At 69.8% G+C, this 23,412-nt stretch carries 20 protein-coding genes; 17 read left to right on the top strand and 3 right to left on the bottom strand.

Going from position 1 to position 23,412, the window contains the following annotated elements; translation table 11 throughout:
* Positions 1-49 precede the first annotated feature (49 nt).
* Positions 50-1,108 (top strand): hypothetical protein, encoded by a 1,059-nt coding sequence (locus AB0D12_RS13970; RefSeq protein ID WP_362681012.1) that lies wholly within the window; start codon positions 50-52, stop codon positions 1,106-1,108.
* A gap of 93 nt (positions 1,109-1,201) precedes the next feature.
* On the opposite strand, the gene AB0D12_RS13965 is transcribed toward AB0D12_RS13970, so the two are convergent.
* Both AB0D12_RS13965 and AB0D12_RS13960 read right to left on the bottom strand, forming a co-directional pair.
* A complete protein-coding gene (locus tag AB0D12_RS13965; RefSeq protein WP_362681010.1) occupies positions 1,202-1,804 on the bottom strand; it encodes an acyltransferase in 603 nt (200 codons plus the stop codon).
* Positions 1,805-1,858: 54 nt separating this feature from the next.
* Positions 1,859-3,700 carry a hypothetical protein gene (locus AB0D12_RS13960; RefSeq protein ID WP_362681007.1) on the bottom strand — a complete coding sequence of 614 codons (1,842 nt, stop codon included), beginning with the start codon at positions 3,698-3,700 and terminating at the stop codon, positions 1,859-1,861.
* Positions 3,701-4,010: 310 nt separating this feature from the next.
* Here AB0D12_RS13960 and rplU point away from each other — a divergent pair, with 310 nt between their 5' ends.
* The 12 genes from rplU (at position 4,011) to AB0D12_RS13900 (ending at position 19,206) form a co-directional block, all read left to right on the top strand.
* Positions 4,011-4,331, top strand: a complete 321-nt coding sequence (rplU, locus tag AB0D12_RS13955) for a 50S ribosomal protein L21 (RefSeq protein WP_108148675.1) — start codon at positions 4,011-4,013, stop codon at positions 4,329-4,331.
* 14 nt (positions 4,332-4,345) lie between these two features.
* On the top strand, positions 4,346-4,603 hold the full coding sequence (gene rpmA, locus AB0D12_RS13950) for a 50S ribosomal protein L27 (RefSeq protein WP_327323578.1): 258 nt from the start codon (positions 4,346-4,348) through the stop codon (positions 4,601-4,603).
* Between the two features lie 119 nt (positions 4,604-4,722).
* Positions 4,723-6,159, top strand: coding sequence for a GTPase ObgE (obgE, locus tag AB0D12_RS13945; protein WP_362681004.1), 1,437 nt, complete (start codon positions 4,723-4,725; stop codon positions 6,157-6,159).
* A 173-nt stretch (positions 6,160-6,332) separates the two neighbouring features.
* Positions 6,333-8,414: a glycosyltransferase family 4 protein gene (locus tag AB0D12_RS13940; RefSeq protein WP_362681001.1), complete on the top strand. Its 2,082-nt coding sequence runs from the start codon at positions 6,333-6,335 to the stop codon at positions 8,412-8,414.
* A 188-nt stretch (positions 8,415-8,602) separates the two neighbouring features.
* Entirely contained in the window at positions 8,603-10,102 is a 1,500-nt protein-coding gene (locus AB0D12_RS13935) for a bifunctional cytidylyltransferase/SDR family oxidoreductase (protein WP_362680998.1), read from the top strand.
* 134 nt (positions 10,103-10,236) lie between these two features.
* Positions 10,237-12,408, top strand: coding sequence for a hypothetical protein (locus tag AB0D12_RS13930; RefSeq protein ID WP_362680995.1), 2,172 nt, complete (start codon positions 10,237-10,239; stop codon positions 12,406-12,408).
* A gap of 140 nt (positions 12,409-12,548) precedes the next feature.
* The gene (locus AB0D12_RS13925; RefSeq protein ID WP_362680992.1) at positions 12,549-13,607 is read left to right on the top strand and encodes a glycosyltransferase family 2 protein; all 1,059 of its coding nucleotides are present in this window, start codon (positions 12,549-12,551) and stop codon (positions 13,605-13,607) included.
* A 353-nt stretch (positions 13,608-13,960) separates the two neighbouring features.
* Positions 13,961-15,088, top strand: a complete 1,128-nt coding sequence (proB, locus tag AB0D12_RS13920) for a glutamate 5-kinase (protein ID WP_327323572.1) — start codon at positions 13,961-13,963, stop codon at positions 15,086-15,088.
* A gap of 133 nt (positions 15,089-15,221) precedes the next feature.
* Positions 15,222-15,740: a hypothetical protein gene (locus AB0D12_RS13915; protein WP_327323571.1), complete on the top strand. Its 519-nt coding sequence runs from the start codon at positions 15,222-15,224 to the stop codon at positions 15,738-15,740.
* A 64-nt stretch (positions 15,741-15,804) separates the two neighbouring features.
* Complete coding sequence (locus tag AB0D12_RS13910; protein WP_362680988.1) at positions 15,805-17,097, top strand: glutamate-5-semialdehyde dehydrogenase; 1,293 nt, start codon at positions 15,805-15,807, stop codon at positions 17,095-17,097.
* A 331-nt stretch (positions 17,098-17,428) separates the two neighbouring features.
* The gene (locus AB0D12_RS13905; protein WP_362680985.1) at positions 17,429-18,040 is read left to right on the top strand and encodes a hypothetical protein; all 612 of its coding nucleotides are present in this window, start codon (positions 17,429-17,431) and stop codon (positions 18,038-18,040) included.
* An 89-nt stretch (positions 18,041-18,129) separates the two neighbouring features.
* Positions 18,130-19,206 carry a hypothetical protein gene (locus tag AB0D12_RS13900; RefSeq protein ID WP_362680982.1) on the top strand — a complete coding sequence of 359 codons (1,077 nt, stop codon included), beginning with the start codon at positions 18,130-18,132 and terminating at the stop codon, positions 19,204-19,206.
* On the opposite strand, the gene AB0D12_RS13895 is transcribed toward AB0D12_RS13900, so the two are convergent.
* The gene (locus tag AB0D12_RS13895) at positions 19,191-20,357 is read right to left on the bottom strand and encodes a M48 family metallopeptidase (protein WP_362680980.1); all 1,167 of its coding nucleotides are present in this window, start codon (positions 20,355-20,357) and stop codon (positions 19,191-19,193) included. The two genes, AB0D12_RS13900 and AB0D12_RS13895, sit on opposite strands and share 16 nt — an antisense overlap.
* A gap of 110 nt (positions 20,358-20,467) precedes the next feature.
* Between AB0D12_RS13895 and AB0D12_RS13890 the strand changes: the two genes are divergently transcribed.
* From AB0D12_RS13890 to AB0D12_RS13875, 4 genes are all read left to right on the top strand, one after another.
* Positions 20,468-20,632 carry a hypothetical protein gene (locus tag AB0D12_RS13890; RefSeq protein WP_362680977.1) on the top strand — a complete coding sequence of 55 codons (165 nt, stop codon included), beginning with the start codon at positions 20,468-20,470 and terminating at the stop codon, positions 20,630-20,632.
* A 108-nt stretch (positions 20,633-20,740) separates the two neighbouring features.
* Positions 20,741-20,902, top strand: a complete 162-nt coding sequence (locus tag AB0D12_RS13885) for a hypothetical protein (protein ID WP_326649869.1) — start codon at positions 20,741-20,743, stop codon at positions 20,900-20,902.
* A 37-nt stretch (positions 20,903-20,939) separates the two neighbouring features.
* Entirely contained in the window at positions 20,940-21,563 is a 624-nt protein-coding gene (gene nadD / locus AB0D12_RS13880) for a nicotinate-nucleotide adenylyltransferase (RefSeq protein WP_362680974.1), read from the top strand.
* Between the two features lie 19 nt (positions 21,564-21,582).
* Entirely contained in the window at positions 21,583-23,304 is a 1,722-nt protein-coding gene (locus AB0D12_RS13875) for an LCP family protein (protein ID WP_362680971.1), read from the top strand.
* Positions 23,305-23,412 lie beyond the last annotated feature (108 nt).

Raw genomic sequence — 23,412 nt, 5'->3', positions numbered from 1 at the left:
GCGTCGTACGGATGCGCCGCCGAGTAGCAAGGCCGGCAGAACACCTCCCGTGGACACCTCCCTCGCCCCCACCACCGGCTGGCTGCTGCGTGGCAAGGACGGCATGCTCACCGCGTACGCCCCGACCGCCGAAGGTGTGCTGCGCTGGACCGAGACCCGTCCCGGCGGCCCGGAGTGGTCCGCACCCGATCTGCTCCCCGCCCCCGGCCTACTGCCGTATCTCTGCCTCGCGCAGGGCGCCGACGGCTATGTCCACCTGGTGGGCCTGCGGCGCAAGCGTCTCGCGGACGGCCGGACCGGTACCGATGTGGTGTACGCCCTGCAGTACCAGTCGGGTCTGGCGATACGTGACTGGTATCCGCTCGGCAGCCCGTACCCGAACGACCCCGACCTCGCCGAGCAGATCGGCCTGCCGTCGGCAGTGGTGGACGCGGAAGGTTCACTGCACGTGTTCGTACGCAACGCGGGCGGCGGTGTCTGCGGACGCAGCCAGGTGCCTTCGGGCAAGTGGAACAAATGGGCCGACTTCAAGGGCAGCGGAGCATCCGGTACGGTCTCCGCCTCGATCACGGCCGACGGCCTGATGGAACTCCTCGCTCCCACGGCGGACCACATCATGCGCTGGAAGCAGCTGGAGGCGGGCGTCAAGTTCGAGCGCGCCGAGGACGTCCCGGCCTCGGCCGCTGCCGACTCGCTCACCGCCGAGCGCACCGGTGGCAACCGGCTCACCCACTTCTGGCACGACGCCGGCGACCGCACGGTCCGCGCCTGGCGCGAGTCCGACAAGACTCCGGCCGCTCTCGGTGACGGTGCGGGCACCGGCCCGGTCGCCCTGCTGCGTACCCCGGTCGACGGCCACGACTGCACGATCCTCGCCCACCGTGACGCCGAGACCGGCCGTCCGGCCCTCGCCGCCTATCCGACGGAGGACGAGTCCAGCGGCGTCAGCTGGACCCTGACGGGCGAGCCGTGCGTGGGCGTGCCCGCGCTGGCGATCGACGCCAGGGGGCGGGTGGTGATGGCAGCGTTCGGTACGGACGGGACGCTGCGGGTGACCCGCCAGAAGGACGAGTCGGGGCTGGCCCTGGAGGCCTGGACCCGCGCCTAGGGGGACCGGGGTCCGGGGGTCCGGTTCCGGCCTCGCTCAGGCGGAACCCGGAGTCCGGTTCGGCCGCCGGCAGGACCGGCGGCCGGAACGTTGTCAGACCGCCTGCTCGCCGAGGACGCCGTCCTTCTCGACGTACACCGCGCCGGTCTGCGGGCACTCCCAGACACCGGACTCGCCGGCCCGCTCCACCAGGCGGACACCGGACCGGCCGACCCAGCCGATCTGGCGGGCGGGCACACCGACGACCAGCGCGAAGTCCGGTACGTCCTTGGTGACGACGGCGCCCGCGGCGACCATGGACCAGCGTCCGATCCGTACCGGCGCCACGCACACGGAGCGCGCGCCGAGCGAGGCGCCCTCGGCGACCTTGACGCCCACGGCCTCCCAGTCGCCGCCGCGCTTCTGCTTGCCGTCCGGGTCGACGGAGCGCGGGTTGTGGTCGTTGGTGAGCACCACGGCGGGGCCGACGAAGACGCCGTCGCCGAGCTCCGCGGGCTCGTACACGAGGGCGTAGTTCTGCAGCTTGACGTTGTCGCCGATCTGCACGCCGGTGCCGACGTAGGCGCCGCGGCCGACGACACAGCCCTCACCGAGCTTTGCGCCCTCGCGGATCTGGGCGAGCTCCCAGACGCTGCTCCCGTTGCCGATCTCGGCGGTCTCGTCGACCTGGGCGGTGGGCTGGACCCTGTAGTTCACTTCTCTGCCTTCCGGTGCGCGGCTTCGCCCGGCGAGCATACGGCCCGGCGAGGCTCACCGGCTGTGGGCCCGGGCCTTCCGCAGCTGGGCCGCGAGGTAGAGCGCGGCGACCGTCGGGGCGATGGTGCGGTACCAGCCCACGTCCGGGGACCACCAGGCGTACACCGCCGCCGGGACGAAGAGCAGCAGGCCCAGAATGCGCAGGACCCACCAGCGGGCCGGGTGGCGGACCGGCAGGGCGGGGGAGCCCAGGTCGGTCGACATGGTGTCCCTGATCCCCTTGAACACCCCGCGGCGGGCGAGGAGTTGGGCTCCCGGCAGGCTCTCGAGGATCTCGCCGCGCTCGCCGAAGCCGTCCGGGACCGGCGGCAGCCCGAGCGCTGCCACCAGCTCGGACTGGCGCCGGGCCGGGCTGTCCGTGCCGCGCAGCAGCGTGACCAGCCGGCGTGGGTCGGGCACCGGGAAAACGGCGGCGATGGCCTGCGCGGTGGCGGTGGCCTCGGCGTGGTCGGTGACCGGTGCGGCCGGGTCCCACAGATGGGAGGCGAGTGCCTTGCCCTTGTGGAACAGAGTGAAGCCGTAGCGGTCGGCGGTGCGGCGCAGGACCAGGGCGGGCCATTTCTCGCCGGTGGTGAAGTTGTCGGCGGCCGCCGTCAGCATCTCCTCGCCGGTCGCGAGGGTCGCGCGTCTGCCGGGGGAGGGGTCGGGGACGAGTTCGACGTAACTCATACGGGTCGGGGTCGGGGACGGGGCCGGGGCGATACGGAGCGAGACACCGCACATCAGCGCCGCCTCGGCGACCTCGTGGGGCGGGGCCGCGGCTATCGCGAGCGAGCGCGGTGTGGGGACGGCGGGGCCTGCGGAGAGTGCCGCCGCCGGCGTGGCGGGCCGCGGCGGGTGCCCGAAGAACGGGGTCTGCGACGCGACCTGCATCCGTACACCCAGACGGAACTCCAGGAACTCCTTGCGGCTCTCACCGACGTACGCCCACGGGTACTCGCGCGCATGCACGCCGATCGCCCGGAAGACGTCGAGTGCCTCGGCCCAGCGCTCGGCGAAGATCAGCATGAGGGCGAGGTGATTGCGGAACCCGGCGGCCTCCGGGTCGCCGGGCGCATACCAGCCGGAGAGCTCCAGGGCGCGGTCGATCGCCGCTCCGATCCGGGCGCGGTCGATCGGGCCGTTCTCGGTGGAGTCGTCGGACACGACCTCGTACTCCACGGCGGCGAGCAGCGGCAGCGCGTGCAGCTTCGAGCCGGGCAGCGCACCTTCGGCGGCCTGCTCCGCGAAGGCGAACATCTCCTCGTGCGAGCCGTACCACTTGTCGCACAGATACTGCAGGGCGGTGGCGTGGCAGCCGTAGTGGTGCGGGGCGCGGGCGACGGCCTCCGCCCAGTACGCGTCGAACACATCGCGCGGCGCCTGGATGCCGCGTGCGTGCGTGAGAGCGACCTCCCACGGCACCGGGTCGGTGGGGTTCAGCTCGGCCGCGGCGGCGATCACCGGAATGGCGTCGTCGAGGAGCGTGAAGAAGGCCCGGAACCGGTCCTCGGAGACATGCCTGGCGCGGTAGCCGGTACGTATCTCCCAGGCCTGCTGGATGCAGAGATCCGCCTTCACGAGCATCGCGTCGGGATCCTCGGGGGACTCGGCCAGCCACGCCTCCAGCCAGCCGGGGCTCCGCAGCGCGTGCTCGGCCAGTTCCGAGACGCAGACACTGCGCCGCTCCCACTGCGCGTCGAGGCGGGTCTCGGCGAGCAGCTCGCGGGCGGGACCGGCGTCGCCCGCGGCGGCCGCTGCCAGCGCGGCCCGCAGCGCGGGCTCGGCGACGGAATCGACGCTCACGGCCTCGTCCGGCGGCAGATCCGCGCCCACGGACGAGCCGTGACGGAGCATACGAGGCAGGGTGATCAGTGAACGAAAGGACACGAGCGCTCATTGAACAGGCAGGAACCGCCGCTTACCAAGGGGTTGCGGCAGGGGTAATGGCCGGGGCAATGGGAGCGCCGACCCCGGTTTGACCCCTTGCCCGGGCGCCCGTAACCTTGACCCTCGGCGTGTTTCCATGCACAGCCACCCCTGAGCAACTCCCTCCCGCTGGTTCTGCCGGCCGGGAGAGGCCACTCATCCTTCCGGATCGCCGCAGGCTTCGGCCTGTGCGAGCGGCTGGCATCAGGGGATCCGTTCCGAGCGAAAGAGAGTCCGCGTGTACGCCATCGTGCGCAGCGGTGGTCGCCAGCACAAGGTTGCTGTCGACGACATCGTTGAGGTTGACAAGATTCCCACCGCCAAGGTTGGCGACACGGTCGAGCTCTCGACCCTGCTCGTTGTCGACGGCGACGCTGTGACCAGCGACCCGTGGGTGCTGGCCGGCATCAAGGTCACGGCCGAGGTCGTGGACCACCACAAGGGCGCGAAGATCGACATCCTTCGCTACAAGAACAAGACCGGCTACCGCCGTCGCCAGGGTCACCGCCAGCAGTACACGGCGATCAAGGTCACCGGCATCCCCGCGGCTGCGAAGTAAGGGACTGAGGAGACATGGCACATAAGAAGGGCGCATCGTCCACTCGGAACGGGCGCGATTCCAATGCTCAGCGGCTCGGCGTGAAGCGCTTCGGCGGTCAGGTCGTTCTCGCCGGTGAGATCCTGGTCCGCCAGCGCGGCACCCACTTCCACCCGGGTTCGGGCGTCGGTCGCGGTGGCGACGACACCCTGTTCGCGCTGAACGCCGGTGCGGTGCAGTTCGGCACCCACCGCGGCCGCAAGGTCGTGAACATCGTTCCGGTCGCCGAGTAATTCGGTCGCTGTAGAGCGGTTTTCTTCGTGAGGCGGACCTCGCTTCCCGGCATCGGGAAGCGGGTCCGCCTTTCGCTTGTTACTAGATAGACATTCCGTACGTAACTGGAGGCACACCCATGACCACCTTCGTGGACCGCGTCGAGCTGCATGCCGCCGCGGGTAACGGAGGCCACGGCTGCGCCTCCGTTCACCGGGAGAAGTTCAAGCCGCTCGGCGGCCCCGACGGCGGCAACGGCGGCCGTGGCGGTGACGTCATCCTGGTCGTCGACCAGTCGGTGACCACGCTGCTCGACTACCACCACAGCCCGCACCGCAAGGCCACCAACGGCCAGCCCGGCGCCGGCGACAACCGCTCCGGCAAGGACGGCCAGGACCTGGTCCTGCCCGTGCCCGACGGTACCGTCGTCCTCGACAAGCAGGGCAATGTCCTCGCCGACCTGGTCGGCCAGGGCACCACCTTCATCGCGGGCCAGGGCGGCCGCGGCGGCCTCGGCAACGCCGCGCTGGCCTCCGCACGCCGCAAGGCCCCCGGTTTCGCGCTGCTCGGCGAGCCGGGTGGGGCCCGTGACGTCGTCATGGAGCTCAAGACCGTCGCCGATGTGGCGCTGGTCGGCTACCCGAGCGCCGGTAAGTCGTCGCTGATCTCGGTGCTCAGCGCCGCCAAGCCGAAGATCGCGGACTACCCGTTCACGACGCTCGTACCGAACCTGGGCGTCGTCACCGCGGGCTCGACCGTCTACACCATCGCCGACGTCCCCGGCCTGATCCCGGGCGCCAGCCAGGGCAAGGGCCTCGGTCTGGAGTTCCTGCGCCATGTGGAGCGCTGCTCGGTGCTGGTGCACGTCCTGGACACCGCGACGCTCGAGTCCGACCGGGACCCGGTCTCCGACCTCGATGTGATCGAGGCCGAGCTCAGCCAGTACGGCGGTCTCGACGACCGGCCGCGGCTCGTCGTCCTCAACAAGATTGACATTCCGGACGGCCAGGACCTCGCGGACATGATCCGCCCGGAGCTCGAGGAGCGCGGCTACCAGGTCTTCGAGATCTCGGCGATCGCCCGTACGGGACTCAAGGAACTCTCCTTCGCGCTCGCCGGCATCATCGCCGAGGCGCGCGCGGCCAAGCCGGCGGAGGAGGCGACCCGGATCGTCATCCGCCCGAAGGCCGTCGACGACACGGGCTTCACCGTCACCCAGGAGGAGGACGGCATCTTCCGGGTGCGCGGCGAGAAGCCGGAGCGCTGGGTGCGCCAGACGGACTTCAGCAACGACGAGGCCGTCGGTTACCTCGCGGACCGCCTCAACCGTCTCGGTGTCGAGGACGCGTTGATGAAGGCCGGTGCCCGAGGCGGCGACGGCGTGGCCATCGGCCCCGAGGAGAACGCCGTCGTCTTCGACTGGGAGCCGACGATGATGGCCGGCGCGGAGATGCTCGGCCGCCGTGGTGAGGACCACCGTCTGGAGGCCCCGCGGCCTGCTGAGCAGCGTCGCCGGGACCGTGACGCGGAGCGGGACGAGTCGCAGCGCGAGTACGACGAGTTCGACCCGTTCTAGACGAGTTCGACCCGTTCTGGAAGAACAAGCGCGGGGCGGCGCGGCGTGAGGCCGAGTCGCCCCCATGAGTCCGGTCCGTATCCATGCGTACTGCCGCGCAACCTCCCGCCCCCAATGACCGTCTTGTACGCGGGGGCGGGACGAAGTGTCCCGGTAGACGGAACGGAGCGTTGATGAAGATTTCCTTCCTCATCCACACGATTTACGGCATCGGCGGGACCATCCGCACCACGCTGAACCTTGCGGAGGAGCTCGCCGACCGGCATGAGGTGGAGATCGTCTCGGTCTTCCGGCACCGGGACATCGCGCTGTTCGCCATAGACCCCCGCATCAGCGTCGTATCGCTCGTGGACACGCGTCCGTCCTCCCCGACGAACGAGAAGAAGCACCCGCTCCAGCTGCAGCCCGCCGAGCTCTTCCCGAAGAACGATGCCCGCTACAAGGAGTACAGCAAGCTCAGCGACGAGCGGGTGCAGGCCCACTACGCGGGGTCGGACGCGGATGTGATCATCGGGACCCGGCCCGGACTGGTCGCGTACGTCGCGCAGTTCGCGCCGGAGCGTGCCGTGCTCATCGGCCAGGAGCACATGACGCACAACCATCACAAGCCCGAGCTGCGCGCCGAGATGTACGACCATCTCGCCCGGCTCGACGCCTTCGTGACGGTCTCCGAGGGGGACGCGGCCTCCTACCGGGAGCAGATGCCGCTGCCCGACACCCGCGTGCTCGCGATTCCGAACAGCGTGCCCGAGCCGATGGTCGCGCCTTCCGACACCTCGGGCACGACCGTGGTGGCGGCGGGACGGCTGGCTTCGGAGAAGCAGTACCAGGTACTCATCGAGGCCTTCGCCAAGGTCGCCGCCGTCCGGCCGGAGTGGACGCTGCGGATCTGCGGCTGGGGCAACCAGAAGGACCGGCTCCGCAGGCGCATCGACGAACTGGGCCTTTACAACAGAGCCCATCTCATGGGGCCCCGCTCACCCATCGAACCGGAGTGGGTCAAGGGCGCGATCGCCGTCTCCACCTCCCGCCACGAGTCGTTCGGCATGACGCTCGTGGAGGCCATGCGCTGTGGTCTGCCGGTGGTCAGCACCGACTGCGACTACGGTCCGCGGGAGATCATCGAGGACGGCGTGGACGGGCTGCTGGTCCCCGTCGGTGACGTCGACGCCATCGCCGGTGCTCTGCTGAAGCTCATCGACGACGAGGATCTGCGCCGCCGGATGGGTGCGGCCGCACTGCGCAACGCACGGCGCTTCGACCCGGGCCCGGTCGCCAAGCAGTACGAGGAGCTGTTCGCCGCGCTCGGCGCGGCCACCGCTTCGCGCGGGGCTGCCCCGCGCATCGCCTCCGCGAACGGGGACGGCGAGGAGTTCGCTCCCGTCGCCGACTGTGTGCTGGGCCAGGACGGCGAGCTGGGCGTCACCCTGCTCCCTCTTCCCCCGAGCCCGGAGGCCCAGGACGGCCTGAGGCCGGGCCGGGGCGCCGGACTGCGGCTGGTCTGTACGCACCAGGATGCGAAGGTCGAGGAGCGGGCCTTCGCCTTCGACGCCGAGGGCCGGGCGACTGTCCCGGCCGGTGCGGACTTCGCCGAGGGTGTCTGGACCTGCCATGTGGAGCTGCCGGAGGGTGAGCGGGTGGCGCTCGCGACCCGTGCCGTCGACCAGCGCGGCGCCATGCGGGCCGCGGACCGCGTGGTGGCCGGCGCGGCAGTCCGCCAGCTCGTCCCGTATGTGAAACAGGGAGTGCTCTCGCTGCGCTCCTGGGCCAGACCGGTCCACGCCGAGGTCGGCGACATCCTGCTCGCCGACCGGAAGATCATGCTCACCGGCCGGCTGCTCGGCCGGGGCACCCTGGCCGACGACCCGGTGCTGCTGCTGCGCCGCCGCGGCAAGGACCCGGTCGAGCTGACGTTCCCGGTCGGCCGGGAGGGAAGCAACGGCTTCCGGGTCACCGTTCCGTGCGCGGCACCGGCGGCCCGCCAGACCGCCGCGCACGACGTCTGGGACCTGTGGCTGCGGTATGCACCCGACGCCGAGCCGGTCAGGCCGGGCCGGGTGCTGGACGATGTCGTGGAGAAGGGGTCCCTCGTCCCGTATCCCGGCACCGAGCTGTTGAAGAAGAGACCGCTTGCCGCGGTGCGGGCGGTGGCCCGCAAGCTGCGGGGCAGGCCCCAGGAGCGCGTCACGATCAAGGTCTTCTACAGTGCTTCCAACGATCTTGTACTGAACGTTGTCGACAAGCCGATCAAGTAGCCGAGCGCACCGTTGACAACTGTGGCGTCAGTCACCCCGGGGGTGGGACGGGTCGCCGTCATCTCCCTGGCCACAGGGTGAACTTCCCGTATCGCGGAGGTGTGGAGCACCCCAAGCCCGCCTTGCGGGACGGTCACGGAGAGTGCGACCATCGCCCCGTCTCCCACTCATCGCAAGGTAGGTCGTCTGTGTCTGTGCCGCACGAAGCCAAGCCCCGCACCACAGCAGTCGTGCTCGCCGGTGGTACCGGCCAGCGCGTGGGACTGGCGATCCCGAAGCAGCTGCTGAAGATCGCCGGCAAGGCCGTCATCGAGCACACGCTGTCGATCTTCGAGCAGGCGGAGTCGGTCGACGACGTGATTGTGCTGATGGCGCCGGGGTTTGTGCCCGATGTGGAGAAGATCATCGCCAAGGCCGGGCTGACCAAGGTCAGCAAGGTCATTGAGGGCGGCGCGACCCGTAACGAGACCACCGAGCGCGCCATCGAGGCTCTCGGCGAGGGGCTCGCGGAGGGTGAGGACCGCAACGTCCTCTTCCATGACGCAGTGCGTCCGCTTCTGTCGCAGCGTGTGATCAAGGACTGTGTTGACGCCCTCGACCGCTACCAGGCCGTCGATGTCGCCATCCCCTCCGCCGACACGATCATCGTGACCCGCACCCACGGTGGGGACGGCGAGTTCATCACCGACGTCCCGGACCGCTCCCGGCTGCGCCGCGGCCAGACGCCGCAGGCCTTCAAGCTCTCCACAATCCGCCGGGCGTACGAGATCGCCGCCGGCGACCCCAACTTCCAGGCCACCGACGACTGCTCGGTGGTGCTGAGGTATCTGCCGGACGTGCCGATCCATGTCGTCGCGGGCGACGAGTACAACATGAAGGTGACCCAGCCGGTCGACGTCTTCATCGCGGACAAGCTCTTCCAGCTGGCCTCCACCGCCGCCCCGCGCCAGGCCGACGAGGCCGCCTACCGCGAGCTGCTGTCCGGCAGGACGATGGTGGTCTTCGGCGGTTCGTACGGCATCGGTGCCGACATCGCCGCGCTGGCCGGGCAGTACGGCGCCAAGGTGTACGCGCTGGGTCGCTCCACCACCGGCACCCACGTCGAGAACCCGGAGCATGTGGACGACGCGCTCTCCAAGGCGTACTCCGAGACGGGCCGTATCGACTACGTCATCAACACGGCGGGCGTGCTGCGCATCGGCAAGCTGGCCGAGACGGACAACATCACCATCCAGGAGGCGTTGAACGTCAATTACCTGGCGCCGGTGCAGATTGCGCGTGCCTCATACAAATACCTCGCGGAGACCAAGGGCCAGCTGCTGCTCTACACCTCCTCCAGTTACACGCGCGGCCGCGCCGAATACAGCCTTTACTCGTCCACCAAGGCGGCCATGGTGAATCTCACCCAGGCACTCTCGGACGAATGGGCGAGCGAGGGAATCCGGGTGAATTGCGTCAATCCGGAGCGCACGGCCACCCCGATGCGGACCAAGGCGTTCGGTACGGAGCCGGAGGGCTCGCTGCTCTCCTCCGAAGCTGTGGCGCGGTCCTCTCTGAACGTGCTGCTCTCCGAACTGACCGGTCATGTCATCGATGTGCGGCAGCAGGATCCGACCCGCGAGGCGAGCGAGGCCTCGGGCTTCGAGCAGGCGCTCGCGGCGGTCCTGGACCGCGAGGAAGATGTGTAATAATCCCCCATTAAATTACTTTTCGGGCCTCTGTTTTCGCCGTGAGGCGAGAGTGGAGGCCCGAGTTCGTGAAGCCCCACCTTCACAATTCCCGCCAAAAGTGAAACAACCGGCACCCTTGGAGCAGGTTCTTCGTGATTTCGACCGCCATTCGTCTGGCACGCGTAGGCAGCCTGTCAGAGCTGGCTGCGGCAGCTCTGATGGGACTCGGCTATCCGTGCGTCATGATCGCCGCGCTGATCCCGAACATCTGGTTCTTCGCGGCTGCCGGTGCCGTGACCTATGTGGCGGACTGGTATCTGCACCAGAAGGGCAGCTACCTGGTCAACCGCCTCAACAAGGTCCGGATCGGCCTGCCGATCCGCTTCCTGCTGCGTGAGCTGCTGCTGGTCCTGCTGCTCGCCCGGGAGAACCTGGCGGACACCCCGCTCTTCTATGCCGCTGTCGCCGGTTTCCTGGTCTTCTACGGTCTCCAGGCGCCGCAGGGTGCCCTGGCGACCCTGATCCGGCTGCGCCGCACCATGCCGGTCGTCACCCGCAACGTCGACCTGCACGCCGTACGCATCCCGGACGCCCCGCCGAAGGCGCTGCTGCGCCGCTCCGGCGAGAAGATGCTCCACCTCGACATCCCTGCCATGGCCGGTGTGGTGATCGCCGCCGGGACCGGCGAGGACGTCATCGGATACGCGGGCGTCGCCACCACCCTCGCTCTCGGACTGATCTACACGGCCGTCCTCGTGCCGTATCTGCGCCGCAAGCGCAGGGTGCCGGGCGCGCCCGCCGTACTCAAGGCCGTGAGCACCTGGCTGCGCGAGTACCGGCCGACCGTCGTGCTCTACTTCTCCGGCTCCGACGAGTCCGCTTACCAGGTCAACATGTGGCTGGAGACGTTGGAGCACGTGGAGGGCCGGCCGCTGATCCTCATGCGTGAGCGCAGCCTGGTGTCGAAGCTCGCCCCGACCTCCGTGCCGGTGATCTGTGTGCCCGGCGGCACGCATCTGATGAACCTCGACCTCTCCATGGTCCGGGTGACGCTGTACCCGGCCAACGTCGGCAAGAACATCCACATGCTGCGCGTCCCGACCATGAAGCACGTCTTCATCGGCCACGGCGACAGCGACAAGCTCGCCAGCGTCAACCCCTTCTCCAAGGTGTACGACGAGGTGTGGACCGCGGGCCGGGCCGGCCGCGACCGCTACGCGCTGGCCGACGTCGGCGTGCGCGACGATGACATCGTCGAGGTCGGACGGCCGCAGCTGGCCCCGATAGAGACCTGGACCGGCACCCCGAAGAACGACATGCCGACCATCCTGTACGCCCCCACCTGGGAGGGCTGGGACGACAACCCCGGCAACACCTCCCTGCTCCTGGCCGGCGAGAACATCGTCCGGCGGCTGCTGGAGGCCGAGAAGCCGGTCCGCGTCATCTACAAGCCGCACCCCTTCACCGGTATCCGCAACAAGAAGGCCAAGGCCGTCCACGCGCGGATCACCGCGCTGGTGCAGGCCGCGGGCGCCGAGCGCGCCGCCGACCCGCGCTGGGCGAAGGAAGCCGCCGCCGCGCAGTCCGGTCAGGCCGCGGCGCGGGCCGAGCTGACCCGTATCGAGGCCCGACTGGCCGCGCTGGCCGCGCCGGGCCGCGCGGGCGGGGACGAGTCGGAGAAGTCGCGGGTCTCGCTCGCCGACCCGGTGCGCCTCGCCGAGATCAAGAAGCTGCGGGCCGAGTGGAACGACGCGTACTGGCGCTCCTTCGGCTGGTGGGAGCACAAGGTCGTCACGGGCTCCGAGCCGAAGCTGTACGACTGCTTCAACCAGGCCGACGGCATGGTCTCCGACATCTCCAGCGTGGTCTCGGACTTCATCGCGAGCGGCAAGCCGTACGCCGTCACCGACTCCGCCGAGCTGGGCATCGAGGAGTTCCAGCGGCAGAACACCGCCGTACGGGCCGCGGTCATCCTCTCCAACAGCGGGGAGGAGATCGGCGAACTGCTGGACGCGGTGGCCGACCCGGCCGCCGACCGGCAGGCGGACGCCCGGCGTGAGCTCAAGGAGTATCTGCTCGGCTCCGACGAGTCGACCTCGATCGAGCGGTTCAACGCGGCGGTACGGGCGCTGACGGACAAGGCCGAGGCGCGCAACGTCGCTGTGGAGCAGCGCATCGGCGGTCAGTTCCTGGGCGAGCTCGACCGTGAGGCCGACGCCGGTGGCGTAGAGCCCAATGGCGTCGCGCCGGGCGGCATCGAGCCCAACGGCATCGAGCCCGACGGAGCCGAGCCCACCGGAGCCGAGGCCCCGGTGGCGCACTGACGGGTCGGCGCCTCTCTTGACGGCCCGGAAATTCGCCCTCGCAGGCGAGTTTCCGGGCCGTGTCGCATCCGACACGCAGGTGACACATGCGCCGGGCACCATGGCGCGACTTTCCACCGCGTAAGACTGTCGGAGTGTCCATGTGCGAAGTCAGCGTGATCATCGGGGCCTATGAGGCCATGCCCTATCTGGTCCGCTGTCTGGAGTCGGTCGAGGCGCAGACCATCGGTGCGGACCGGATGGAGATCGTGGCCGTCGACGACGGCTCCACCGACGGTACGGGGGAGTACCTGGAGGAGTTCGCGGCCGCGAGCAAGATCCCGATGCGGGTGTTGCGGCAGGCCAACTCCGGCGGCCCCGGCGGCCCGCGCAATGTCGGTCTTTCACTGGCCCGCGGCCGCTATGTGTTCTTCCTCGACGCGGACGACTACCTCGGCGAAGAGGCGCTGGAGCGGCTGGTGGCGATGGCCGACCGCGCCGGTACGGATGTGGTGCTCGGCAAGGTCGAGGGCGTCAACCGCAACGCCGCCAAGTCGATGTGGGCCCAGAACCTCGAGCACGCCGACATCCATACCTCCAACGTCAAGTTCACGCTGAGTGCGCAGAAGCTGTTCCGGCGCGAGCTGCTCGTACGACTGGGCATGCGCTTCGACGAGACCATGCGGACCGGCGAGGACGCGCTGTTCACGATGGAGGCGTATATGCGGGGCAACGGCGTCTCCGTCGTCGCCGACTACACCTGCTACTACCTGGTGGGCCGGGACGACGGCAAACATGTGACCAAGAGCGGGAGTTACACGCTGCGTTTCCACTCGGCGCAGCGGCTGATGGAGCTGATCGCCGCCCACGAACCGCCGGGCGCGCGGCGCGACCAGCTGATGATCAGGCCGTTCGTGGTGACGCTGCTGCCGCAGTTCGGTCCCGCTGTGCTGAAACAGAGCGAGGAGATCCTGCGCCACAAGATGGAGCTGGCCGCGCCCTTGATGGAGGAGTACTGGACGCCGGGAGTGGCGCGGCGGCTGGGCGGCAGGGACCGGCAGCGGCTCGCCTGTGTCGCCGAGGGGCGGGCGGATCTGCTGAAGGAGGCGCTGCTCGCGCCCGCCGCGCCGCCGCGGAAGGTGTCCTTCGCCCGGCGGGTGGTGCGGCGGCTGCGCCGGGAGGTACGGCGGCGGCTGCGCGGGACCCGTACGGCGGCGTAACGCCGTACGGGTCCCGCGGCCCGGTCTTCCGCCGTCCGGTTTCCCGGCGGCCGGTCACCGGCGTACATTCGGCGAGGAAACTGTGGTGCTTACACCGACCTGGTTCATATCTTCGTCAACTCCACGTTTTCAGAGCCACGTTGAGTCAGTCTTTGGTCGCCGCGCCGCCAAGGCCGGTGCGCTGGACGGCTGTTCATTCCGGTTCGGGTGTAATGGACCTCGCGGGAGGGAGCTTTGACGACCGGTCGGTTGTGCGGTCCGGGGCCGGGGCGCCCTCCCTGACCCTCGGCCGCACTGTCCAGCGAGTGAAATGGCCGAGCACCCACCACGGGCCCTGACATAGATTCGGCCCTGTGACAGTGGCAAGACAGCAGGTAACACAGGCCCGCAGGATCGTCGTCAAGGTCGGCTCGTCCTCCCTGACCACCGCCGCAGGCGGACTCGACGCCGACCGCGTCGACGCCCTCGTCGACGTGCTCGCCAAGGTCCGCAGCGGCGGCGAGAAGGAGATAGTGCTGGTCTCCTCCGGTGCCATCGCCGCAGGCCTCGCGCCGCTGGGCCTGGCCCGCCGCCCCAAGGACCTGGCCCGCCAGCAGGCGGCCGCCAGCGTCGGCCAGGGCCTGCTCGTCGCCCGCTACACCGCCTCCTTCGCGCGCTACGGCGTACGCGTCGGCCAGGTGCTCCTCACCGGCGACGACACCAGCCGCCGCGCCCACTACCGCAACGCCTACCGCACCCTGGACCAGCTGCTCGCCATGGGCGCCGTCCCCGTCGTCAACGAGAACGACACCGTGGCGACGGACGAGATCCGCTTCGGCGACAACGACCGTCTCGCCGCGCTCGTCGCCCATCTCGTACGGGCCGATCTGCTGGTCCTTCTCTCGGACGTCGACGGGCTGTACGACGGGGACCCGTCCAAGCCCGGCACCTCGCGGATCGAGGAGGTACGCGGCCCGGCCGACATCGCACACGTACAGATCGGCAGCGCGGGCAAGGCCGGCGTCGGCACCGGCGGCATGGTCACCAAGGTCGAGGCCGCCAGGATCGCGGCGGCCGCCGGCGTCCCCGTCGTCCTCACCTCTGCCATTCGCGCCGCCGACGCCCTCGCGGGCCGCGCCACCGGTACGTACTTCCACGGCACCGGACGCCGCTCCGCCGACCGGCTCCTCTGGCTCGCGCACGCCTCCACCCCGCAGGGCGCGCTGATCCTGGACGACGGTGCGGTACGGGCCGTGGTGCACGGCAAGAAGTCTCTGCTGGCGGCCGGCATCGCCGCGGTCGAGGGCGAATTCAGCGCCGGCGACCCGGTCGAGCTGCGCGACACCGCCGGCCACGCCGTGGCCCGCGGGCTCGTCAACTTCGACGCCAAGGAGATCCCGCAGCTGCTCGGCCGCTCCACCCCGGAGCTGGCGCAGGAACTGGGCCCGGCGTACGAGCGGGAAGTCGTACACAGGGACGATCTGGTCGTCCTGCACTCCTGAATCGGCTGAAAGACCAGTCTTCTGGCAGAGACCTTCACCAAAACCGCCCCACGTTCCGTCCCGGACTGGTCAACTTTGTTGCGGGGGTATGGCGGGGGTACAGCTGGACAACACATGCAACAGGAGGCCGCCGGTGAGACGAGCGCGCCCAGGGGATGTGCCCCGCGGGACGGGGGGCATCCCTCACGCCCGTAGGGCCGTGGGCGAGGAAAGAGCCCTGACCAGCGTCGGAGCGGGCGCCGACTTCGGCGACGCCGAAGAGGATCAGGAGACGGGTGCGGGCACGGACACGTACGGCGAAGAGCACGTGCTGTCCAAGCTGTGGCACATCACGCTCAGCGTCTCCGGCGCCGAAGCCCCGCTGAAGGAGGTCAGGCGCGGTCTTGAGCAGCTCGCGCACGACCATCCCTTCCTGCTGACCAGCCGGTACGCCAACGACCACGCGGAGATCCGCTACTGGGAAGAGGCGCGTGACCTGCACGATGCCGCGGCGGTGGCGCTGCGGCTGTGGGGTGAGCACCGATCGAGCGCCAAGCTGCCGCCGTGGGAGATCGTGGGCCTGGAGGTCATCGACCGCCAGACGTACCACCAGCGCATCGCGGAGGGCTACGGCCCGCCGCCCGCCGCCCCGGTGGGCGTGCACCCCTTCTGAGGCTTCTGTCTCGCAGTGCGGGATACGTGAGGGACGCCCGCGGGGCGCGCACTACCCTGCGGGTATGACGACGTTCTCGCCGCTTTCGCCGTACGACAACCTCTCCCCGGTCGCCCAGGCCGCCTACCGGGCCCGTGGCGCTGCCGCCGACATCGCGCCGCTGCCGCGGTCGGCCAAGGACGACGCTCTGCTGGCGATCGCGGACGCGCTCGAGGTCCGTACCAGCGAGATCGTCGCGGCCAACGCCGAGGACATCGCGCGCGCCCGTGATGCCGGCACCAGCGAGTCGATCATCGACCGCCTCACCCTGACCCCGGAGCGGGTACGGGCCATCGCCGCCGACGTACGGGACGTGGCCGCACTACCCGACCCGGTCGGCGAGGTGGTGCGCGGCTCGACCCTGCCCAACGGCATCGATCTGCGCCAGGTGCGCGTGCCTCTCGGCGTCGTCGGGATCATCTACGAGGCCCGCCCGAACGTCACCGTGGACGCCGCCGCGCTCTGTCTGAAGTCCGGCAACGCCGTCCTGCTGCGCGGTTCCTCCTCCGCCTACTCCTCCAACACCGCCCTGGTGAAGGTCCTGCGGGACGCGGTCGGCGGCTCCGGTCTGCCGGCCGACGCCGTACAGCTCGTGCCCGGTGAGAGCCGGGAATCCGTACGGGAGTTGATGCGCGCCCGCGGCCTGGTCGACGTACTCATCCCGCGCGGCGGCGCCGCCCTGATCCGTACGGTCGTCGAGGAGTCGATCGTCCCGGTCATCGAGACCGGCACCGGCAACTGCCATGTGTACGTGGACGCCGAAACAGACCTCGACATGGCCGTCGACATCTTGATCAACTCCAAGGCTCAGCGGCCGAGCGTCTGCAACGCGGCCGAGACGCTCCTGGTCCACCAGGACATCGCCGCCGACTTCCTGCCGCGCGCCCTGGACGCGCTCGCCGAGGCCGGAGTGACCGTGCACGGCGACGAGCGCGTGCTGGAGTACGCCGACGCCTCCAAGGCCACGGTCGTGGCGGCCACGGCCGAGGACTGGGAGACGGAGTACCTCTCGTACGACATCGCCGCCGCCGTCGTGGACTCGCTCGACGCCGCTGTCGCCCACATCCGGCTCTGGTCCTCCGGGCACACCGAGGCGATCGTGACCACCTCGCAGCCGGCCGCCCGCCGCTTCACCCAGTTGGTGGACTCCGCGGCGGTCGCGGTGAACGCGTCCACGCGTTTCACGGACGGTGGCCAGTTCGGATTCGGCGCCGAGATCGGGATCTCCACGCAGAAGCTGCACGCGCGGGGGCCCATGGGCCTGCCGGAGCTGACCTCGACGAAGTACATCGTGACAGGCGACGGTCACACCCGGTAGTCACCGCCCCTGTGGTGACCGTGGGCCGGGGGCGTGGTGGGTTGCGGTGGGTGGTGGGTTTCCTCCGGTGAACCGGTAGTCACCGCCCCTGTGGTGACCCGTGGGCCGGGGGCGTGGTGGGTTGCGGTGGGTGGTGGGTTTCCTCCGGCGAACCGGTGGTCACCGCCCCTGTGGTGACCCGTGGGCCGGGGGCGTGGTGGGTTGCGGTGGGTGGTGGGTTTCCTCCGGTGAACCGGTAGTCACCGTCCCTTTGTGTCCCTGTGGCGGATGTGGGCCGGGAGACTTCGGACTCTGTCTGCCGAAACCGACCGGCCAGGTCTACTCTGAAAGCGTGCCGGACGACGTGGGGGGCAGGCCGTTCCCGGACGGCTGGGAGCCCGACGACGACCGCGGGGGCGCGGACGAGGACTTCGCCTCCGTGGTGTTCGACGAGGACTTCGTACGGGCCGCCGAGTTCCATGAACCGACCGCCGTCGAGCGGCTCCTGGCCGCCGCGCAGGCGCGCGCCGAGGCCGAGGCCGCACGGGCCGGATACGGCGGTGGAGCGGCCGACGACGAGCGCTACGACGACGGCTACGGCCCGGGCGGCGAATACGGCCGCGAGCGCGCGTACGACGACGATGACGAGGCCGCGGACGGCGAGTACGGCGGGCCCTACGGACGCCACGGCGGCGCCCTGCGCCCCTACCGGGGCAGCGCCCGCTGGCACCGCCCGGTGGCCTGGATCCTGGCCTTGGTGATGGGCATCGGCATGGTCGCCCTGGCTTTCACCGCGGTGTACCGAGGGGCCGCCGGCAACCGCCAGGACCGAGTGCCGCCGCCCGCCACGACCGGCGTCGACTCCACGCCGTCGAGCGGCTCCGCCACCGGCCGGGTCGGTGGACCCTCTGCCTCTGCGGAGTACACCGCGCCGGCTGTCTCCGCCACTCCGCGCACCCCCTGAACAGCCGCTGAACGACCGCGTAAGAACTCGTCGGAGTTTGTCGCGTACCAGCGCGTTTACCAGGGCCCTGCCGGACCTACCCTGAAAGTATGGCTGGGCGCGGAGACCCGCCTGAGGGGACACCCGAGGGACTCCCCGGCGGTGGTGAGGACGAGTACCGATCCGTCGTCTTCGACGAATCGTTCGTACGGGCTGCCCGGCTGCAGGAATTCTCCGCGCAGGAGCGGATGGGCGAGCACGCACAGGCCGTACGCAGCCTCCCCGCCTGGGGCCGCAGACGCGGCTCGAGGCAGGTCCTGCTGCTCGTCCTGCTGGTTGCCATGGCCTTCGGAACCGCGATCTACCTCGGCGTCCGTCACCCCTACCAGGTTCCGCAGTTCAAACAGGTGGAGCCGCTGCGTATCACGATGATCCCGCTCGCGCCGCAGGGCCCGGTCCCGGGGGGTACCCCCGCCGACCTCTATGCGCACAGCCCCGCCGCGCAGTTCCGGGTCGGCGCGGCGGGCATCACGCTTCCCGGCGCCCGGCGCACCAAGAACTTCTCGGAGGACCAGGTACTGACCGCGCTGACCACCGCCAAGGACTACCTCGTCGAGTCCTCGCTGGACCCCGATGTGCTTACCGGCGGTGCTGTGCGGCCCGTGCGGCTGCTGCTCGACCCGGCCCAGCTGGAGCAGTTCGACCGGAGCATCTCCTCTCCGGCCGGCGACGGCCGCCACGCCGCCACCGGCTGGCTGGTGCGCTACGACCCCGCCAAGGTCGCGCTGGCCGACCCCCGAGTGCGGGTGCAGGGCACGCTCACCGTCGCCGAGGCGGGACCCGACGCCCTGGAGGTGACGTCGGACCACACCTTCGCCTATGCGCTGCGGCCGGTCGCGGCGAGCGGCCCACAGGCGAACGAGGCCTCGCTGTTCACCGTCCGCCGTGAACTGCACTTCCGCTTCGACCGCGAGGATCTGCGCCAGCACCGGGTCGAGCTGCTGGGCAGCTATGTCCAGGCCGGACCGCAGGCCTGCTCGGCGGACGCGTCAGGCACCCTGCGCCCGCTGCTGGCCGGCCAGCGGGCGAGCGCGGACGGTCCGGCGGGCACCGATCCTTACGCGACGGGCCAGGCCACCGCGGCGCTCTGCGGGGCGCTGTCGCCCGGTGCTCAGCCCTTGCCCTGACCGCTCTGACCGTCCTTGCCACCCTCGCCGCTGTCGTTGTCGTTCGCAGGACCGCTGCCATTGCCGTTGCTGCCACCGCCGCCGGTGCTCCCGCCGGAGCTCCCACCACTGGCGCTGCCGCCGCTGTCACCTCCGCCCGTGAACTTGCCGCGCAGCTTGCCGCCCAGGTCGCCCGCGCCGCCGGCTATGTCACCGACCAGCTTCATCAGGGGATCCTTGCTGGTGCGGACGGTGCCGGCGTAGTGCGAGGCGGACTGGCGGAAGGAGTCGGACACCGAGGTGTCCTTGTCCTCCGTGCGCCGCGGATAGTGACCGTCCATGATCCGCTGGTAGTCGCGGCTCGCGGCCCACTTCTTCAGCTCGGCGGCGCGCACCGTGGTGAACGGGTGCGAGCGGGGGAGGAGATTCAGAATCTTCAGCACGGAGTCGCGCAGATCGCCGGCCGCCTCGTACTCCTCGGCCTGCTGCAGGAACGCGTCGACATTCATCTCGTGCAGGTGATTGCCGCCGGCGATCTTCATCAGGCCGCGCATCGACGCCTGCAGGTCCTGGCCGACCAGTAGCCCGGCACGGTCCGCCGAGAGCTCCGACTTGCGGAACCACTCGCGCAGCGCGGTGACGATCGCCATGATCGCGACGTTGCCGAGGGGGATCCAGGCGATCTTCAGCGCCAGACCGGTGAGGAAGAGCAGAATCGTGCGGTAGACGGAGTGGCCGGAGAGGGCGTGGCCCACCTCGTGTCCGACGACCGCCCGCATCTCCTCCTCGTCGAGCAGCTCCACCAGCCCGGTGGTGACCACGATGATCGGCTCGTCCAGGCCGATGCACATGGCGTTGGGCCGCGGGTCCTGCGTGACATACATCGCCGGGACCTTCTCCAGATCCAGGATGTAACAGGCGTCCCGCAGCATGGTGTTGAGATGCGCGAACTGCGCGTCGCTCACCCGCACCGAGTCGGAGAGGTAGAGCAGCCGCAGGCTGCGCTCGGGCAGCAGTCCGCTCAGTGCCTTGAAGACGGTGTCGAAGCCGCTGAGCTTGCGCAGGGCCACCAACGCCGAGCGGTCCGCGGGATGTTCGTACGCCCGTGAAGAGATGCCCGGGAAGCGCTTGCGCTGCCTGCTCGGAACGTTCTCGTGATTGCTTTCGGTCATCAATGCCCCCTGTTGGCGCGAGTCCCTGCTCGTCCCCCTGACGGACCCCAGCGTAGGTGCTGGGGCTACGGTGTGGCGGGGGCTGTGGATAACCGAGGAGGACACCCGACATGCCGGACACCGCCGCACTGCTCGCCGCCGCAGCCGCGCAGCAGGGACTGGGCAACACGCTGCGCGTCCTGCTGATCGCCTCGATCGCCGGAGCAGCTCTGCTCGCCTGGTTCCTGCTGCGTGGCTACCGAGGAAACGGCAGCGACGAAAACCACAACGACTGAGTCGGCGTGAGCGTGCCCGGGCGGCCCGCATACGATGTGCGCGAAGTCTCTCCGCTCCGATTCCCGAGCTCCGGCTCCCGGACTCCCGATCGATAGGTTCCGCTGAAGATGAGCCTCACCAGCACCGCCGCCAACCTGGTCACTCTTGCCGAGGGCGCCGAGCACGGTGGCAACCACCCAAGCCTCAGCCCCTACCTCACCGGTGGCGGCGCGCTCTTCGCGCTGCTCCTGCTGCTGTGGATCACCACGCGCTTCAACCGCGACCGCTGAGTCGGAGCCGAACGTCGTGCCAGTAGGCTCTGCACGCATGGGAGAGCAGGAAGTGCCTACCGGTTCCGGTTCCGGCAAGCGTCGAATCGGCGTGATGGGCGGGACGTTCGACCCGATCCACCATGGACACCTGGTGGCCGCCAGCGAGGTGGCCGCCCTGTTCCACCTCGACCAAGTGGTGTTCGTGCCGACCGGGCAGCCGTGGCAGAAGAGCCACAAGGTGGTGTCTCCGGCCGAGGACCGCTATCTCATGACGGTCATCGCCACCGCGTCCAACCCGCAGTTCTCGGTGAGCCGTATCGACATCGACCGCGCCGGGCCGACTTACACGATGGATACGCTGCGGGACCTGCGCTCCCTCAACAGCAACGCGGATCTCTTCTTCATCACGGGAGCCGACGCGCTCTCGCAGATCCTCGGCTGGCGGAACGCGGAAGAGCTGTTCTCACTCGCCCATTTCATCGGTGTGACCCGGCCGGGGCACGACCTGACGGACGACGGGCTGCCCGAGGGCGGGGTCTCTCTGGTGGAGGTTCCGGCGCTGGCCATCTCGTCGACCGACTGCCGGGCTAGGGTCGCCAACGGCGATCCGGTCTGGTATCTGGTGCCGGACGGTGTGGTGCGCTACATCGACAAGCGCCAGTTGTACCGCGGCGAGTGAGCCACGGAGAGGGGCACCGGTGAACGACCAGCAGAACCCGTACGACCCGTACTACCAGCAGCCGCAGATCATCGGCTACGACGAGTACGGGCAACCGGTGTATCAGCAGCCCCAGCAGTACGACCCCTACGCACAGCAGCAGCCCCAGCACCCTCAGCAACCGCAGGCTCCCGAACAGGGGCAAGGGCAGGGGTACGGCTACGACCCGTACGCGCAGCAGCAGCCGCAGGCAGGCCAGTCCCAGCGGCCTCAGCAGTACGACCCGTACTACCAGCAGCCGCAGCCCCCAGGGCAGAGCCAGGACCAGGGATACGGCTACGACGGGTACAGCTACGACACGGGCACGCAGCCCGCGGCCGTCGACACCACCCAGCAGTGGAACATCCCGCAGCAGCAGGCCCCGGCCGAGCCGCAGGCGCAGTCGCGCCCGCAGGCGTCCGAACCGGCTGCCGTGCCGGAGCAGCGCCGCCCTGCCGCCGACCGTGACCACCGCACCGAGCAGTTCTCTTTCATCGAGGAGCCCGACGAGGACTCCGAAGACGTCATCGACTGGCTGAAGTTCACCGAGAGCCGCTCCGAGCGGCGCGAGGAGGCCAAGCGCCGCGGCCGCAACCGCGTCGTCGCGCTCGTCGTCGCACTGGCGCTGGTCGTCGTGGGCGGCGTCGGCTACCTCTGGTACGCGGGCAAGCTGCCCGGCTTGTCGGACGCGGACAAGAAGAGCAGCACGGCGACCGGACCGCAGAAGCGGGACGTGATCGTGGTGCATCTGCACAACACCAAGAAAAAGGGCACCTCCACGGCGCTCCTCGTCAACAACGCCACCACCAAGCAGGGCACCACCGTCCTGCTCCCCAACTCGCTCTCCATCGCCAACGACGACGGCACCGCCACCACGCTCGGCAAGTCCGTCGAGGACGACGGCTCGACGGGCACCCGTGAGGCGGTCGGCACACTCCTCGGTGCCAAGATCACCGGAACCTGGCGGCTCGACACCCCGTTTCTGGAGAACCTGGTCGAGCTGGTCGGCACCATCGACCTGACCACGGACACCGAGGTGCCCGGCGCGAAGAAGGGCGAGGCGCCGCTGGTGAAGAAGGGCGAGAACCAGACTCTGAACGGACGGATGGCCGTCGCGTACGCCACCTACCTCGGGCCCGGCGAGGCCGAGGCGAAGCAGCTGCAGCGCTTCGGCCAGGTCATGCAGGGCGTCCTGCGGAAGTTCCCCGACGACCCGAAGGCGGCGACCGTCACCGTCGAGACACTGGCGCAGATCCTCGACCCGTCGCTGCGGGAGAGCGATCTGGGCGCCTCGCTGGCGAAACTCGCCGAGCACGCCAAGGGCGGCGACTACAAGACAGCCGTGCTTCCGGTCCAGCAGGACGGCACGCTCACCGAGCAGACCGCCAACAGCGTCGTCAAGGACGTCCTGGGCGGCACGGTCACCGCACCGGAGAAGGGCGCGGCCATCCGCGTGGGCGTCAAGAACGCCACCGGGACCACGAGAGCCACGGAGTCCGCCCGGATCGACCTGGTCAACGGTGGCTACTCCGTCCTCGACGGCGGCAAGGCCGATGCCACCGTCACGACATCGAAGGTCACCTACGGAGACGTGACGCAGAAGGCGAAGGCGGTCGAGGTCGCCAAGACCCTGGGTCTGCCGGCGAGCGCGGTCGAGAAGGGCAAAGCCGTCACCAACGCCGACGTTTCGGTCGTCCTCGGCAAGGACTACGAGGTCCAGTGACAGGGCGACCCATCAGGTCCGAAACAGGCGACCCATCGGGTCCCAAATAAACGCGGCATGGGCTGTCGGCGGTCCGTGAGACCCTTGAAGGGTTCCCGACCGCCGACG

The sequence above is a fragment of the Streptomyces sp. NPDC048479 genome (assembly GCF_040651435.1).
Lineage (GTDB): Bacteria > Actinomycetota > Actinomycetes > Streptomycetales > Streptomycetaceae > Streptomyces.
Note: the sequence above shows the minus strand (reverse complement) of the source record. Positions and strands in the feature narration are given on the sequence as shown.